The following is a 15,453-nucleotide window of genomic DNA, read 5'->3' as shown; positions in this document are numbered from 1 at the left end:
CAAGGCGTAATACCGGAACCAACGCAGAACTCACGCTCAAAATGAGAAAGGCGGAAGCGTTCCCGCTCCCGCCTTTCCAGATCCCGTGAGGCGCCCTGCCTATTCGGCGGCGGCGGTGCGGCCGATGACGCCGCGGTAGATCTTGGAGAGCCACGAGCCCTTTTCCTCGCGCGGCTCCAGGCCGCCGGTCTGCAGGAGCGCGAAGGCGTCCTTGTACCAGGGGCTGTCCGGGAAGTTGTGGCCGAGCACGGCGGCGGCGGTCTGCGCCTCCGCGGTGATGCCGAGCGCCATGTAGGCCTCGGTCAGGCGCTCCAGCGCCTCCTCGGCATGGCGGGTGGTCTGGTACTTCGAGACGACATCGCGAAAACGGTTGATCGCGGCCGGGAAGTTGCGCTTCTCGAGATAGTAGCGGCCGACTTCCATCTCCTTGCCGGCGAGCTGGTCGCGGGTGATCTGGATCTTGGCCTTCGCGTCCGCGGCGTATTCCGACGTCGGATACTTCTGGACGAGCTCGGTCAGGGCGACGAGCGCCTTCTCGGAGCGGTCCTGGTCGCGGGTGACGTCGGGGATCTGCTTGTACTGCGACATCGCCATCAGATACTGCGCGTAGGCAGCATCCTTGGTGGCGGGATGACGCTGCAGGTAGCGCTTCGAGGCGCTGATCGCGTCGTCGTATTTCTGGCCTTCGTAGTTCGAATAGGCCGTCATCAGCAGCGCCTTGCGGGACCAGTCCGAATAGGCATAGCGCTTGTCGAGGTCGTCGAATTTTTGGGACGCGATCTCGAAGTTGCGGTCCTCGAGATTGGCCAGGCCCTCGCTGTAGAGCTTGTCCGCCGGAATGTCCGCCTGGACTTCGGGCTTGTACTTCTCGGCGAACCAGTTGCTCGGGTCCAGATTGTCGAGAAAACCGCAATAGCCCGGGGTCGTGCCGAGCAACATGAGCGTGGCCGCAAGGGTGACGCTCTTCACGGTGGCGCTCTTAACGCCGTTACGGGCAAAGGTCAGAGGCATCCCTGTCACGTCCTCTCACGGGAGCGACCTCTACGGGCCGGGATCCCTACGCCATCATGTCGCCGGACGAGCGGCAGGATGCCGTCTCTCGCCGTTCACGTGACTTTAACCGTGGCTATCGATTCGGGCGCGAAAGCGGCGGCGATGGGGCGGAGACGGTGTCGTCCCCAGTCGCGGCCCAGTGTGTCTTGCGAGTTACAGATCGGCCGCGAAGGCGGCGATGCCGAGGCCGGCGCCGAGCTCCACCAGGGAGGTCTCGCGGCGCGTGTTCTGGGCCTCGATGATGCGGTAGTTGGCGCGGTCCGAGAACAGGGCCGAGAGGACGCCGACATTCATGCGGTGGCCACCGCAATAGGAGCGGTATGCGCCCTGAAGCGGCAGGCCGGCGAGCGCGAGGTCGCCGACCGCGTCGAGGATCTTGTGGCGGACGAATTCGTCGGCGAAGCGGAGGCCCTCGGGGTTGACCACGGAGTTCTCGCCGACGGCCACGGTGTTCTCGAGGGAGGCGCCGAGCGCGAAGCCGGCTTTCCAGTAGCGCTCGACGTCCTTCATCATGCCGAAGGTGCGGGCGCCGGCGATGTCGCGGCGGTAGCTCGCCGGGGTGAGGTCCATGGCCTTGCGGCTGCGGCCGATGACCGGGCTCTCGAAATCGATCTCGACGTCGAGGCGGAAGCCGCGGTCGATCGGGCGGAGTTCGGCGAAGGAGCGGCCGACCTCGATGCGGACCGGGCGGAGGACCTTGATCCAGCGCTTCGGAGCGGAGCAATTCGCGAGGCCGACGCTGTCGATGGCCCGTACGAAGGGAAGCGCGCTCCCGTCGAGGATCGGCATCTCGGGGCCGTCGATCTCGACGAGGACGTTGTCGAGGCCGAGACCGTAGAGCGCCGACATCAGGTGCTCGATGGTGGCGACCGCGCCGCTCTCGACGTCGCCGATCACGGTGCAGAGTTCGGTGGCCGACACGCAGGCGTGGTGGGCCTTGATGAGCCGGTCGTTGCCGTTCGGCATGCCGGTCCGGAGAAAGCAGATCCCGTCGTTGGCGGGAGCCGGGTGGAGCGTGATCTCGACCGGATTGCCCGAATGGACACCGATCCCGCTCAGGGAGATGGACGCCTTCAGCGTCGTTTGTTGGTTCGTCCGCATTCCCTTAGCCCTCGGGCAGGACCCGGCCCACACACCCTCGAACGAGAGCGTGCCGCCTGAAAAGTCCGTCCGCTGCTTGAAGCCCCTGCGAGCGCTGACCGTCCGAAAACCGTCGCGCCTTTTTCGTTCCGGGGAAATTTATAGCTGCGCTGCAAACGCTGGCCAAATCACGGTTTCTTACGTTCTGTTACAGCCACGGTTCCGCCACAAAGTTTCAAAAGCGGAAATCTTCCAAGGACTTAACGCATAGTTAAGCCCGGGACCTTTCGGTCCCGGGCCTGTGGCGCAAAAGCTTCAGCCGAACGGTGGATCGGCGCTCAGTTGGCCTGCCGGCGCAGGAAGGCCGGGATTTCGAGGTGGTCGTCGTCCATCAGCCGCGGCTGGGGGGCGACTCGGCCCTGCGCGTCGAGGTTGCCCTGGGCCGGGCGGTACTGCGGAGCCTGGACCACCGGAGCGCGAGCCACGGGAGCCTGCGCGACCGGGGCGGCGGGCTGACGCATCTGCGGCAGCGGCGCGGCCTCGGCTTCCTCGCGGCGTCCGCCGAAGCCGACCGTGGCGAGGCGGCGCAGCAGGGACATCCGCTTCGAATCCTGCTCGGGCTCGGCCTGAACCGGGGCCTCGCCGCGATTCTGACGGATCTGAGCCTGCGTGTGGGGCGGCAGATCGGAGATCTGCGGCATCCGCGGGGCGCGGGCGACCTGCGGGCGCGGCGGCACGAACGGGCCGGCCTGGAGCGGCGCCGCCTCGGGAGCGGGCGCCTGGGCCTGGGGCTGCTCGTAGGACATCTGCGTACGCGGGGGGGCCTGCGTCAGCACGACGTCGTCACGCCCCACCGGCGCCGGGGCTGGCTCGGCGGCGACGGGCTGCGGTGCGGGAGCCTGGATCGCCGGTGCGGCGGTCTGGAAGTCGGAGATCGGGCGCGGCGTCTGGGCGATCTGCGGAACCGGCTGGGCGGCGCGGATGCGGGCCTCGGCGCGGAGCTTCTCGGCGACTTCGGCGATGCGCTGCTCGGTCTCGGCGACGACCATGTTGTTCGGCGAGTTCGCCGAGATCAGGGCCGGCTCGATGCCCGTGGCGACCACCGACACGCGGATGATGCCTTCCAGGCTCTCGTCGAAGGTGGCGCCGAGGATGATGTTGGCCTCGGAATCGACCTCCTCGCGGATGCGGGTGGCGGCCTCGTCGAGCTCGTAGAGGGTCAGGTCGGCGCCGCCGGTGATCGAGATCAGCAGGCCGCGGGCGCCCTTCATCGAGACTTCGTCGAGGAGCGGGTTGGCGATGGCGGCTTCCGCGGCGCGGTGCGCGCGGTTCTCGCCGGAGGCCTCGCCGGTGCCCATCATCGCCTTGCCCATGCCGCGCATGATGGCGCGGACGTCGGCGAAGTCGAGGTTGATCAGGCCTTCCTTAACCATCAGGTCGGTGATGCAGGCGACGCCCGAATAGAGCACCTGGTCGGCCATCGCGAAGGCGTCGGCGAAGGTGGTCTTCTCGGTGGCGACGCGGAACAGGTTCTGGTTCGGGATCACGATGAGGGTGTCGACGGCGGCCTGAAGCTCGGCGATGCCCGAATCGGCCGTGCGCATGCGGCGGGTGCCCTCGAACTGGAAGGGCTTCGTCACGACGCCGACGGTGAGGATGCCCATGTCGCGGGCGGCGCGGGCGATGACGGGAGCCGCACCGGTGCCGGTGCCGCCGCCCATGCCGGCGGTGATGAAGCACATGTGCGCGCCCGAGAGCTGGTCGCGGATCTCGTCCATGACCTCTTCGGCGGCGGCCGAGCCGACTTCAGGGTGCGAGCCGGCGCCGAGGCCCTGGGTCACGCCGAGACCCATCTGGATCACGCGCTCTGCCTTCGAGGAGGTCAGCGCCTGGGCATCGGTGTTGGCGACGACGAACTCGCAGCCGAGCAGGCCGGATTCGATCATGTTGTTGACGGCGTTGCCGCCGGCGCCGCCGACACCGAAGACGGTGATGCGGGGCTTGAGTTCCCGGATGTCCGGCGCCTGCAGGGAGATGGCCATGGTGTGAAGCCCCTTCAAACTCTTAGCTTTGGGTGTGCGCCCTGGAGCGCCCGGTTCGTTGTCGATCGGCCATCCTCGCGGGCGGCCGGGTCAGTCCGTTTCAGAAGCTCTCGCCGATCCACTGCTTGAGCTGGTCGAAATATCCGCCCGTCCCGGTCGCCGCCAAAGCGCGCTGCCGGCGTGGCTCGAAGTGCTCCGCATGGGCGACCTGCGGGTAGACCAGCAGCCCGACCGCGGCCGAGAAGCTCGGCCCCTTGGCCGCCTCGGGCAGGCCGCGGATGCCGAGCGGGCGCCCGATCCGGACCTGTCCCTGCATCACGCGCCGGGCCGTCTCCGGCAGGCCGACGAGTTGGCTCGCGCCGCCCGTCAGCACCAGCCGGTTGCCGGCCTGCGCCGCGTAGCCGGCCTTGCGCAGCCGGTCGCGGACGAGTTCGAGGATTTCCTCGACCCGCGGCTTGATGATCCGCACGAGCTGCGAGCGCGGAACGTGGCTCGGCGTGTCGCCCTCGTCCTCGCCGACGCCGTGGACCGCGATCATGTCGCGTTCGTCGGACGGCGTGGAGATGGCCGAGCCGTAGAGCGTCTTGAGGCGCTCGGCCGCCGCGACCCGGGTCGAGAGGCCGCGGGCGATATCCATGGTGACGTGATGGCCGCCGACCGCGATGGCGTCGGTGTGGACGAGGTGTCCGCCGGAGAAGACGCCGACGCTGGTGGTGCCGCCGCCCAGGTCCACCACGGCGCAGCCGATCTCGGCCTCGTCGTCGACGAGGACCGACAGGCCGGCGGCGTAGGGCGTCGCGATCACCGCCTCGACGCCGAGATGGCAATGTTCCACCGCCAGCATCAGGTTGCGGGCCGCGGCCGCCTCGCTGGTGACGACGTGGAGGTCGACGCTCAGTGCGTTGCCGATCATGCCCGACGGGTCGATCACGGCGCCCTGCCCGTCGAGGGCATAGCCGGTGGGGAGAGCGTGCAGAACGGCGCGGCCGGTGCCGACGCCGTGGGCGCTGGCCGTCTCGAGCACGCGCTCGACATCGGCGCCGGTGACGGTGCCGGAGCGGACGTTCACGCGCGCCTCGAAACGCTGCGAGGCGAGCCGGCCGCCGGACATGTTCACGATGACCGACTGCACCTCGACCTTCGCCATCCGCTCGGCGGCATGGACCGCCTGGCGGATCGCGTTCTCGGCGGCTTCGAGGTCGACGATGGCGCCGCCCTTGAGGCCGACCGAGCGCTGGTGGCCGATACCGATGATGCGGGCGATGTGGGTGCGGCCGCGCAGGGTCGAGAGGCTCTCGATCGGCTGCAGCTCGGCGATGAGGCAGACGACCTTGCTGGTGCCGATGTCGAGCACCGACAGCGTCGCGCTCCGGCGGGCTGAGAGAGGCTTCATACGCGGCGTGAGGCCGTGGTGGGATTGCATGGGATGCTTACCGAAGGGAGGACGCTGCAACGGGGTCGGCGGAAACGAGACGGCTCATGTCGCGGTCCCCTTCTTCGTCTTCTTACGTGCCTCCGCGCGTGCCGCGGCGGCCTCCTCTGTCAGTCGCAGCACCACGCGGTCGGCGAGGCGCAGGTCGACCGCGATGATGTCCTTCTCCAGGAGGCGGTTCTTCCGCTCCAGTTCGACCAGCCGGGCCAGCGCTTCGCCCGCACCGGTCTCGGGCAGGCGGATGTCGACGCCGTCGAGCTTCAGCGTCCAGCGCCGGCCGGAGACGTAGCTGCCGGCCTTGACGCGCTCGCCGAGCGGTCCGGCGGCGTCGATCAGGCCGAGATATTCCTGCAGGTGGACGTTGGCGTCCTCGCCGACCACGAGCGGCAGGTTGGCGTAGCGGTCGTCGCGCATCTCGTCGATGACGGTGCCGTCGGCGGCGATCACCCGGATCTCGCCGTTCTTCTGCCAGAGTGCGGCGGGTTCGCGCTCGACCTGCGTGATCACGATCTCGTTGGGATAGAGCTTGCGCACCGACGCCGTGGCGATGAGCGGCACGGCCATCAGTTTTTCGCGGACCTGGGCGACGTCGAGGAAGGGCACGGAGGTGCGCCAGTCGATGCCGGCAGCCTGCATGACCTCGCGCTCGTACATCCGCGAGAGGCCGGAAATGGTGACGCGGTCGACGCCGAAACCGGCGATGCGCGCTGCGATGTCGAGGGGGCGGCCGTTCTCGGCGACGAAGGCGTCGTAGCGACCGCTGGCGACGAAGCCGAAGACGGAGAGCGTGGCGATGGTGCCGGCGATCAGCGCAACACCGAAGCCGCGCGGGATCCGTGCCTCGATCGGCAGGGACGCCCGGTAGCGGCGGGACCGCAGCGCCGGCTTCAGGACACCCTGGAGCCGGCTCGCGATCGCCGAGGGGAAGCCGGCGCCGTCCGGATGCCCGGCGGCGTTCAGCGTCCCAGAGAGGCGTCCTCCACCATCCATCGAACGAGCTCACCGAAACTCAAGCCCGCATGGGCTGCCATCTCCGGCACAAGGCTCGTCGGGGTCATTCCGGGTTGCGTGTTGACCTCCAGGACGACGAGGGCGCCGGTTCCACCCGGCGTGTCGTCGTATCGAAGGTCCGCACGGCTTACGCCCCGGCACCCGAGTGCTTGATGCGCCGTTAACGACAACTCTTGGACACGCTGGTAAACATTTGGTTTAATTTCGGCCGGGAGGACGTGGATCGACCCCCCCTCGGCGTACTTCGCGTCGAAGTCGTACCACTCCCCCGAAGCGGGCTTGATCTCGATGACTCCGAGTGCCCTGTCGCCCAGCACGGCGCAGGTCAGCTCGCGGCCCGCAACGTAAGTCTCCACAAGGACTTCCTCCCCGTAGACCCACTCGTCCGAGGCGAGGATCTGAGGCGGATGCGAGCGCCCGTCACGCACGATGATGACCCCCATGGAGGAGCCCTCGGCGATGGGCTTAACCACGTATGGCGGAACCAGCGCGTGTGACTTCGCTGCAACGTAACGGTTAACGACGCGGCCCTCGGGGACGGCGACGCCTGCGGCATGCATCACCGTCTTGGCGCGCTCCTTGTGCATCGCCAGCGCCGAGGCGAGGACGCCGGAATGGGTGTAGGGAATCTTCAGGATTTCCAGAAGGCCCTGGATGGTGCCGTCCTCGCCGGCCGGGCCGTGCAGGGCGTTGAGCGCCACGTCGGGCTTCAGTTCAGTCAGCACGGTCGCCACGTCCGGCCCGACATCGACCGGGGTAACCCGGTAGCCCTCGCCTTCCAGCGCCGCGACGCAGGCATTGCCCGAACTCAGCGAGATTGGCCGCTCGGAGGACCAGCCGCCCATCAGGACGGCGACGTGCTTGGGCATGGGTGGGCTCCGAATGACGCCGTAAGGCTTGGAGGATGTGACTGGGTCAGATTGCGTCGGCTGATACGCCGATCCGCTTGATCTCCCAATGCAGCGCGTAGCCCGAGTGTTCGCGAACGCGTCGGCGCACCTCCTCGCCAAGCCCCTCGATGTCGGCCGCGGTGGCCCCATCGCGGTTGATCAGGAAGTTGCAGTGCATCTCGGAGACCTGCGCGCCGCCCCGCGTCAGCCCCCGGCAGCCGGCGGCGTCGATGAGCTGCCAGGCCTTGCCGCCGTCCGGGTTCTTGAAGGTCGAGCCGCCGGTGCGCTCGCGGATCGGCTGCGCCGCCTCGCGGGCCGCGGTGACGCGATCCATCTCGGCTTCGATGGCTTCGCGGTCGCCCGGGCGACCGCGATAGAGGGCGCTCGTGAAGATCACGTCGTCGGGTGCGGAGCAGTGACGGTAGGAGAAGCCCATTTCGGCGTGGCTGAAACTGCGCAGGTTGCCGGCGCGGTCCACGCCACGCACCTCGAGGAGAACGTCGGTGGTCTCGCCGCCATGGGCGCCGGCGTTCATGCGCAGCGCGCCGCCGACCGAGCCGGGGATGCCGCGGTAGAAGGCGAGCCCGTCGAGACCCGCCTCGGCCGCGGCTTTGGCGAGTCGCATGTCAGGCACGGCGGTGCCGGCCCGCAGCGTATCGCCGTCCACCGCCACCGAGCCGAAGGGTTTTCCGCCGAGCCGGATCGTTACGCCGGGAATGCCGCCGTCGCGCACGATCAGGTTCGAGCCGAGGCCGATCACCGTAACGGGCACGGCCGGATCGAGCGCACCGAGCAGCAGCGCCAGATCCTCCTCGTCGGCCGGGCTGAACAGCACCTCGGCCGGACCGCCGACGCGGAACCATGTCAGGTCGGCGAGCGACTGGTTGGCGATCAGGCGGCCGCGCAGGGCAGGCGCGGCGGCGCGGATGTCGTCGATGAGTGACGCGGTCATCGGGGTTCCCTCACCCCTTCAAAGCCGTCAACTCACCCGGCAGCGCATAAGCCCACTGCGTGATCGTCCCCGCCCCGAGGCATACGACGTAATCGCCCTCCCCCGCATGGCCTGCGACGATCCCCGCGAGGTCCTCCGGCTTTTCCAGCGCCACGGCGTCGCGGTGGCCGCGAGAGCGGAGACCCGAGACGAGGGAGTCTCGGTCGATGCCCTCGATCGGGGCTTCGCCGGCAGCGTAGACCGGGGCGACGATGACGGTGTCGGCGTCGTTGAAGCAGGTGCAGAAATCGTCGAACAGCGATTGCAGGCGGGTGTAGCGGTGCGGCTGCACGATCGCGATGACCTTGCCGTCGGTGGAGGCGCGGGCCGCCTTGAGCACGGCGGCGATCTCGACGGGGTGGTGGCCGTAATCGTCGAAGATGATGGCGCCGTTCCACTCGCCGGTGCGGGTGAAGCGGCGCTTGACGCCGCCGAAGCCGGCGAGCGCCTTGCGGATCGCGTCGGCCGGCACACCGAGTTCGTGGGCGACAGCGAGCGCGGCGGTGGCGTTGAGCGCGTTGTGCTTGCCCGGCATCGGCAGGACGAGGTCCTCCATCTCGAGGCGCAGGCCGGGCCGGCGGTCGCGGATCATCACGCGAAAACGGCTCTGGCCGCCTCTGAGGTCGACGTCGAGCAGGCGCACGTCGGCCTGCGGATTCTCGCCGTAGGTGATGATGCGCCGGTCCTCGATATGGCCGACGAGGTCCTGCACGATCGGGTGGTCGATGCACATCACGGCGAAGCCGTAGAACGGCAGGTTGTCGATGAAGCGCCGGAAGGCGTCCTTGATCGCGTCGAACGAGCCGAAATGGTCGAGATGCTCGGGGTCGATATTGGTAACGATGGCGACGTCCGCCGGCAGCCTCAGGAAGGTGCCGTCCGACTCGTCGGCCTCCACCACCATCCACTCGCCCGCGCCCATGCGCATGTTGGTGCCGTAGGCGTTGATGATGCCGCCGTTGATCACGGTGGGGTCGAGGTTCCCGGCGTCGAGCAGGGTCGCGACGAGGGAGGTCGTCGTGGTCTTGCCGTGCGTGCCGGCCACCGCGACGCAGGACTTGAAGCGCATCAGCTCGGCGAGCATCTCGGCGCGGCGCACCACCGGCAGGCGGCGGTCGCGGGCGGCGATGAGCTCGGGGTTGTCGCGCTGGATCGCGGTGGAGACCACGACGATGGCGGCATCCTCGACGTTTTCGGCCGCATGCCCGACGAAGGTGCGGATGCCCTTCTCGGCGAGGCGCCGCACGTTCGCGTTGTCGTTCGCGTCGGAGCCCTGCACGGTGTAGCCGAGGTTCGACATCACCTCGGCGATACCGGACATGCCGATGCCGCCGATGCCGATGAAGTGGATGGGTCCGAGTTTATCCGGCAGCTTCATAGGGTGCGTTCCGTCTTGGGCGCCGAAGCGAACATACGAAAAGAATCAGGTGCGGGCGGCGGTCTCGACGACGAGTGCCGCCAGACGCTCGGCCGCGTCGAGAATGCCCGCGGTTTTGGCGGCCTTGGCCGCTGTGGTCAATTTTTCGGGGTTTCCGAAGAAGTCGACCAACTCGGCCGTCAGCCGGTCCGGGGTGAAAGCGGTCTGCGGCAAGTGCAGCGCCGCTCCGATCGCACTGAGCGTCTCGGCGTTCGCCGCCTGATCCTGGTCGAGGGCGCCGGGGAGCGGCACCAGGATCGACGGACGGCCGATCGCGGCGAGCTCGGAGACCGTCGAGGCGCCGGAGCGTGCGACGATCAGGTGGCTGCGCGCCATGCGGCCCGGTAGATCGCGAAAGAACGGGGCGGCTTCGATGCCGGCGAGGCCCATGGCGAGGTAGCGGTTCTGAACCGCCGTCAGGTCTTCCGGCCGGGCCTGCTGGACGATATGCAGCCGGTTGCGGAGGTCCGCCGGCAGCGCCTCGATCGCGGCGGGCACCACGTCGCTCATCACCCGCGCGCCCTGGCTGCCGCCGAAGACGAGGAGGTGGAGCGGGCTGCCCGGTTCGAGCGACGGATAGGGCGTGTCGGCGACCGCCAATACGGCGGGGCGGATGGGGTTGCCGGTATGGACGCGCCGCGCGGTGGCCTTCACCGGCACGCCGCGCACATCCTTGAAACCGGTGGCGATGACGCGGGCGCCGCGGGCCAGAAATCCGTTGGCCCGGCCCATTACCGCGTTCTGCTCGTGCAGGATCGTCGGTACGCGCAGCATCTGTGCGGCGAGGACTGGCGGCACGGTCGGGTAGCCGCCGAAGCCGATCACGGCCGCCGGGTTCAGCCGGCGGATCTCCTTCGCGGCACGGCCGAAACCCCGGCCGAGCGTGCCGATCGCGCCGGCGCGCTGGAGGATCGAGCGGCCGGACGGCGTCGCCGAAGTGATCGTGACGATCTCTTCCGCAGGAAACTCGCCGGAGATCGAGTCGACCCGCGCATCGGTGGCGAGCGCCACGCGGATGCCGCGGGCCTTCAGGGCGTAGGCGAGACTCTCGGCGGGAAACAGGTGTCCGCCGGTCCCGCCCGCGCAGACCAGAACGAGGGGTTGGAAGACCGTCACTGCATCAGACCGGGCACGGCCGAGGGGGTCGTGCCGGGCGGACGCTGGCCGAGCGCGGTGGTGCGGGGCCGCTTGCGGGTGAGCGCCACCAAAAACCCCATGCCGAGCGCCAGCGAGATCAGCGACGAGCCGCCGTAGGAGACGAAGGGCAGCGTCATGCCCTTGGCCGGCATGAGCTGCGTGTTCACCGCCATGTTGATGCAGGCCTGGAGCCCGAAGAGCGTTGTCAGTCCGGTGATGGCGAGCCTCGAGAAGGTGTCGTCGGTACGTCGCGCGAGCTTTAGGCCCCGCATGACGATGTAGGCAAACAGCGCGACGAGACCGAGGCAGACCAGCACGCCGAACTCCTCGCCGGTCACGGAGAAGATGAAGTCGGTATGTGCATCCGGAAGGTGGCGCTTGGCGACGCCCTCCCCCGGCCCGGTGCCGAGCCAGCCGCCGGAGGTGAAGGATTCGCGCGACCAGAATTCCTGGAAGCTGTCGCCGGAATCCTTGTCGAGGAAGCGGTTGATGCGCTCCTTGACGTGGTGGAGGAAGGTGTAGGCGGCCAGCACGCCGACGAGCCCGGCGGCGCCGAGACCCGCAACCCAGAACCAGTGCAGGCCGGCGACGAAGAACAGCGTGCACCAGACGATGGTGATGAGCATCGTCTGCCCGAAATCGGGTTGCAGGATCAGCGGCACGATCGTGATCGGCAGGAGCGCCATGGCGAGGATGCCGCCGGGCATGTCGCGCCGTTGCGCGCCCTCCGAAAAGGCCCAGGCGGCGACGACCACGAAGGCGGGCTTCACGAATTCCGAGGGCTGCAGGCCGAAGGGGCCGAACTGGATCCAGCGATGCGCGCCCTTGATCTCGGGCCCGAACTTGCCGGCGAGCACGCAGAGCGCGACGCCCGCGACCCACGTCACCAGGGCGAAGCGCCGGATGTGGCGCAGCGACAGGAACGAGACGGCGATGATCAGCCCGATGGTCGGCGCGAGATACATCGCCTGACGGTTCAGGAAGTAGAAGGTCGGCAGGCCGATGCGCTCGGCCACCGGCGGTCCGCCGCCCATCAGGAAGACCAGGCCCGCCACCATCAGGCAACCGAGCCCGGCGAGCAGGCCGCGATCCACGGTCCACCACCAGTCGTTCAAGGGCGTGCGCTCGGCGCGGGACATCATGGCGGGTGGTGACCTCCGGCAGGCCGCGCGAATGGGCGCCACAGCCGGCCGGGATCGTGAAAGGGAATGGTAAACACTTCCTTAGAGAGGCCCGCGCTTGGCCTGAAAATGCCCTTTCCACCAGTGGGCTGAGAGATTGGAGCACCGGGCAATGTACTTAAGGTCGTATTATGAATTACGGAGAGAGTGTGATGTCCACCAGCCCGCTTACGAACTCGATGTGTTCCTCAAAATGGGCCGGGTCGAAGTATCGGGTTCGGACTCGATGCCTTTTATCTGCTTGACTGCGGAACCGACGCAGTTTCGAACTTGGAATGAAGTAATCCAATGTTTGCATCGCAAAAGACCGCTTTGAAGGATGCCAAGCTGGCAGCGCTCGATCGCGTGCAGGGCATCATCGAGTTCGATCTCTCCGGTACGATTCTCGATGCCAACCCGAATTTCCTGGCGGCCGTCGGCTACACGCGTGCCGAGATCATCGGACGTCATCACGGCATCTTCGTCGATCCCGATTACCGGAACTCGAACGAGTATCGCGACTTCTGGGACAAGCTGCGCGAGGGCCAGTTCCAGGCCGGGCAGTTCAAGCGCGTCGCCAAGGCGAGCAACGACATCTGGATCGAGGCCTCCTACAATCCGTTGCTCGGACGTGACGGCAAGCCTTATCGCGTCGTGAAGTTCGCCACCGACATCACCGCGCAGATGAAACTGCTCGGCGACCTGCGGACCATGATCGACCGCAATTTCGGCGAGATCGATCAGGCCCTCGGCCGCTCGACCGAGGAATCGCGCACGGCCCTCGATGCGGCCCGTTCCACATCGAGCAGCGTCGGGACCATGGCCGCCGCGACGGAGGAACTTGCGGCGTCGGTCGCCGAGGTCTCCCAGAGCATGGCCAAGTCCCAGACCGCGACCGAGAGCGCCTTCGAGCGTGTGCAGGAGGCCGGCGACTACACCAAGCGGCTCTCCGTCGCCGCCAACGCGATGAGCGGGATCGTCGGCCTGATCAACACCATTGCCGCGCAGATCAATCTGCTCGCCCTCAACGCCACCATCGAAGCGGCACGGGCCGGCGATGCCGGACGCGGCTTCGCGGTGGTCGCGCAGGAGGTTAAGAGTCTTGCCGGGCAAGCCGCCCGTGCGACGGAGCAGATCAACGGCGAGATCCAGAGCGTTCAGGCGATCTCGAACGACGTCGTCGATGCGCTCGCCTCGATCCGCGGTTCGGTCGACACGATGCGCAGCCACGTGGTCGCGACGGCTGCCGCGGTGGAGGAGCAGTCGGCCGTGACCCGCGACATGTCGGCGAACATGCAGGATGCCGCTCGCGCCGTGGCGACGATCGCGGACAACATCACGGCGATTTCGTCGAGTGTCACCCAGGTATCGGACGCGGTGACGACCACGCGTGACGCGGCGCGTGTGCTGGCCCGCTGATCGGTCGGTGCAGCGCCGCTTAATGGAAGCCGCCTTCATGGACCCTCGATCCCGTGGCGGCCGGCCGTCGGGTTCCCGAGCCGACGGAGGCCGAACCGTCGACTTCTTGACTGAGTGGTGGATTTAACCTAGCAAAAGACAATTTTAAGTAATCCGGTATTATCGATCGCCGCAGGAATTCAGCTGCCGCCTTGCGATCGGAACATCGAATCACACTAACACCGGTTGTTTGACTGGTCGTCGGCGTCTTCGCGTGGGGCCGTAATCGTCGGGTCGCTCATGATAGAGTGCGATCAGATGTTTGCATTGAAAAAACATATCGAGACCGAAGCAACTCTCGCTGCGCTCGACAGGGTTCAAGGGATCATCGAATTCGATTTGTCCGGAATTATAATTAAGGCCAATGCAAATTTTCTCGGGGCAATCGGCTATTCGCTGGCCGAAATCGTCGGACAGCCTCATGGCATGCTGGTCGAGCCCGCCTACCGGCAGTCCCCGGAATACCGCGCCTTCTGGGACAAGTTGCGCGCCGGCGAGTTCCAGGCCGCACAGTTCAAGCGCATCGGCAAGGACGGCCGCGAGGTCTGGATCGAGGCCTCCTACAACCCGATCTTCGGACGGGACGGCAAGCCCACCAAGGTCGTCAAGTTCGCCACCGACATCACGCGCCAGAAGGCCGAGGACGCCGACCGCGCCAGCCAGATCGCCGCAATCCGCAAGGCGCAGGGCGTCATCTCCTTCACCCTGGACGGCGAGATCCTCGAGGCGAACGACAGCTTCCTGACGTTGACCGGCTACACGCTCGCCGAGATCAAGGGCCAGCACCACCGCATCTTCATCGATCCCGTGTATCGCGCGAGCGGTGACTACGCCGCATTCTGGGCTGCCCTGAAGCAGGGCATCTATCAGGCCGACCGCTACAAGCGCATCGGCAAGGGTGGGCTCGAGGTCTGGATCCAGGCGAGCTACAACCCGATCGTCGACGCCTCCGGCCGACCCTACAAGGTCGTGAAGTTCGCCACCGACATCACCGATCAGATCAACCTGCTCGCGCGGCTCGGCACCATGATCGAGGACATCGAGCATGCCGTGACGCGCTCGCGCCGCGAATCCGGCGCGGCGATCGGCGCAGCCCAAATGACCTCGGGCAGCGTCCAGACGATGGCCGCCGCGGCGGAAGAGCTCGCCGCCTCTGTCTCCGAGATCTCGCAGAGCATGGCGAAGTCGCAGGACGCCACCGACCTGGCCTTCGATCGCGTGCAGCAGGCAAGCGACTTCACGCGCCGGCTCTCGGATGCGGCGAGCTCGATGACCGGCATCGTCGGTCTCATCAACACCATCGCCTCGCAGATCAACCTGCTCGCACTCAACGCCACGATCGAGGCTGCCCGCGCGGGCGATGCCGGCCGCGGCTTCGCCGTCGTCGCGCAGGAGGTCAAGAACCTCGCGGCGCAGGCGGCGCGCGCAACGGATCAGATCAACGGCGAGATCAACAGCGTGCAGGCGGTCTCCAACGAGGTCGTCGGCGCCCTCGACTCGATCCGCGGCTCGGTCGAGATCGTGCGTAACCACGTCGTCGCCACCGCCGCGGCGGTGGAGGAGCAGAGCGCCGTCACGCGCGACATGTCGGCCAACATGCAGGACGCCTCCCGCGCCGTCAGCGACATCTCGGAGAACATCAACGCGATCTCGACCGCCGTCTCGGAGGTCTCCGACGCCGTCGCGACGACGCGCAACGCGGCGCAGGTGCTGGCCCGGTAGAATTCCCGCCGACGTGATTCCGGGGCCGCGAAGCGGTACCCGGACCCGAACGGCGCGCGA

At 67.6% G+C, this 15,453-nt stretch carries 12 protein-coding genes; 2 read left to right on the top strand and 10 right to left on the bottom strand.

The window, feature by feature from the left end:
* Positions 1 to 99: 99 nt before the first annotated feature.
* The 10 genes from MFF07_RS00910 to MFF07_RS00865 form a co-directional block, all read right to left on the bottom strand.
* Complete coding sequence (locus tag MFF07_RS00910; protein ID WP_373322212.1) at positions 100 to 1,011, bottom strand: outer membrane protein assembly factor BamD; 912 nt, start codon at positions 1,009 to 1,011, stop codon at positions 100 to 102.
* A gap of 195 nt (positions 1,012 to 1,206) precedes the next feature.
* The gene (lpxC, locus tag MFF07_RS00905; RefSeq protein ID WP_147816109.1) at positions 1,207 to 2,154 is read right to left on the bottom strand and encodes a UDP-3-O-acyl-N-acetylglucosamine deacetylase; all 948 of its coding nucleotides are present in this window, start codon (positions 2,152 to 2,154) and stop codon (positions 1,207 to 1,209) included.
* 317 nt (positions 2,155 to 2,471) lie between these two features.
* Positions 2,472 to 4,175, bottom strand: coding sequence for a cell division protein FtsZ (gene ftsZ, locus MFF07_RS00900; protein WP_147816107.1), 1,704 nt, complete (start codon positions 4,173 to 4,175; stop codon positions 2,472 to 2,474).
* Between the two features lie 100 nt (positions 4,176 to 4,275).
* The gene (ftsA, locus tag MFF07_RS00895) at positions 4,276 to 5,598 is read right to left on the bottom strand and encodes a cell division protein FtsA (RefSeq protein ID WP_147816105.1); all 1,323 of its coding nucleotides are present in this window, start codon (positions 5,596 to 5,598) and stop codon (positions 4,276 to 4,278) included.
* A gap of 54 nt (positions 5,599 to 5,652) precedes the next feature.
* Positions 5,653 to 6,597 (bottom strand): cell division protein FtsQ/DivIB, encoded by a 945-nt coding sequence (locus MFF07_RS00890; RefSeq protein WP_147816103.1) that lies wholly within the window; start codon positions 6,595 to 6,597, stop codon positions 5,653 to 5,655.
* Positions 6,564 to 7,487, bottom strand: a complete 924-nt coding sequence (locus MFF07_RS00885) for a D-alanine--D-alanine ligase (RefSeq protein WP_147816101.1) — start codon at positions 7,485 to 7,487, stop codon at positions 6,564 to 6,566. The genes MFF07_RS00890 and MFF07_RS00885 overlap by 34 nt, the downstream gene beginning before the upstream one ends.
* Positions 7,488 to 7,533: 46 nt before the next feature.
* Positions 7,534 to 8,460, bottom strand: a complete 927-nt coding sequence (murB, locus tag MFF07_RS00880) for a UDP-N-acetylmuramate dehydrogenase (protein WP_147816099.1) — start codon at positions 8,458 to 8,460, stop codon at positions 7,534 to 7,536.
* 10 nt (positions 8,461 to 8,470) lie between these two features.
* Entirely contained in the window at positions 8,471 to 9,877 is a 1,407-nt protein-coding gene (gene murC, locus MFF07_RS00875) for a UDP-N-acetylmuramate--L-alanine ligase (protein ID WP_147816097.1), read from the bottom strand.
* A 45-nt stretch (positions 9,878 to 9,922) separates the two neighbouring features.
* Positions 9,923 to 11,032, bottom strand: coding sequence for a UDP-N-acetylglucosamine--N-acetylmuramyl-(pentapeptide) pyrophosphoryl-undecaprenol N-acetylglucosamine transferase (locus tag MFF07_RS00870; RefSeq protein WP_238230386.1), 1,110 nt, complete (start codon positions 11,030 to 11,032; stop codon positions 9,923 to 9,925).
* The gene (locus tag MFF07_RS00865) at positions 11,029 to 12,195 is read right to left on the bottom strand and encodes an FtsW/RodA/SpoVE family cell cycle protein (RefSeq protein ID WP_147816093.1); all 1,167 of its coding nucleotides are present in this window, start codon (positions 12,193 to 12,195) and stop codon (positions 11,029 to 11,031) included. Before MFF07_RS00865 ends, MFF07_RS00870 begins: the two co-directional genes overlap by 4 nt.
* A 327-nt stretch (positions 12,196 to 12,522) precedes the next feature.
* On the opposite strand from MFF07_RS00865, the gene MFF07_RS00860 reads away from it, so the two are divergent.
* Together MFF07_RS00860 and MFF07_RS00855 are read left to right on the top strand one after the other, a co-directional pair.
* On the top strand, positions 12,523 to 13,632 hold the full coding sequence (locus tag MFF07_RS00860) for a methyl-accepting chemotaxis protein (protein ID WP_147816091.1): 1,110 nt from the start codon (positions 12,523 to 12,525) through the stop codon (positions 13,630 to 13,632).
* 297 nt (positions 13,633 to 13,929) lie between these two features.
* Positions 13,930 to 15,393 (top strand): methyl-accepting chemotaxis protein, encoded by a 1,464-nt coding sequence (locus MFF07_RS00855; protein ID WP_147816089.1) that lies wholly within the window; start codon positions 13,930 to 13,932, stop codon positions 15,391 to 15,393.
* Positions 15,394 to 15,453 lie beyond the last annotated feature (60 nt).

This window comes from Methylobacterium thuringiense (assembly GCF_022179645.1).
In the GTDB taxonomy this organism is placed as follows: Bacteria; Pseudomonadota; Alphaproteobacteria; order Rhizobiales; family Beijerinckiaceae; genus Methylobacterium; species Methylobacterium thuringiense.
The sequence above is the reverse complement of the archived record's forward strand: the minus strand, read 5'-3'. Positions and strand labels throughout refer to the sequence as shown.

Bases quoted from the DNA above. Each gene is read 5' to 3' on its own strand.
- MFF07_RS00910 (WP_373322212.1), bottom strand. From the start codon at position 1,011: ATGCCTCTGACCTTTGCCCGTAACGGCGTTAAGAGCGCCACCGTGAAG.
- lpxC (WP_147816109.1), bottom strand. From the start codon at position 2,154: ATGCGGACGAACCAACAAACGACGCTGAAGGCGTCCATCTCCCTGAGC.
- ftsZ (WP_147816107.1), bottom strand. From the start codon at position 4,175: ATGGCCATCTCCCTGCAGGCGCCGGACATCCGGGAACTCAAGCCCCGC.
- ftsA (WP_147816105.1), bottom strand. From the start codon at position 5,598: ATGCAATCCCACCACGGCCTCACGCCGCGTATGAAGCCTCTCTCAGCC.
- MFF07_RS00890 (WP_147816103.1), bottom strand. From the start codon at position 6,597: ATGGATGGTGGAGGACGCCTCTCTGGGACGCTGAACGCCGCCGGGCAT.
- MFF07_RS00885 (WP_147816101.1), bottom strand. From the start codon at position 7,487: ATGCCCAAGCACGTCGCCGTCCTGATGGGCGGCTGGTCCTCCGAGCGG.
- murB (WP_147816099.1), bottom strand. From the start codon at position 8,460: ATGACCGCGTCACTCATCGACGACATCCGCGCCGCCGCGCCTGCCCTG.
- murC (WP_147816097.1), bottom strand. From the start codon at position 9,877: ATGAAGCTGCCGGATAAACTCGGACCCATCCACTTCATCGGCATCGGC.
- MFF07_RS00865 (WP_147816093.1), bottom strand. From the start codon at position 12,195: ATGATGTCCCGCGCCGAGCGCACGCCCTTGAACGACTGGTGGTGGACC.
- MFF07_RS00860 (WP_147816091.1), top strand. From the start codon at position 12,523: ATGTTTGCATCGCAAAAGACCGCTTTGAAGGATGCCAAGCTGGCAGCG.
- MFF07_RS00855 (WP_147816089.1), top strand. From the start codon at position 13,930: ATGTTTGCATTGAAAAAACATATCGAGACCGAAGCAACTCTCGCTGCG.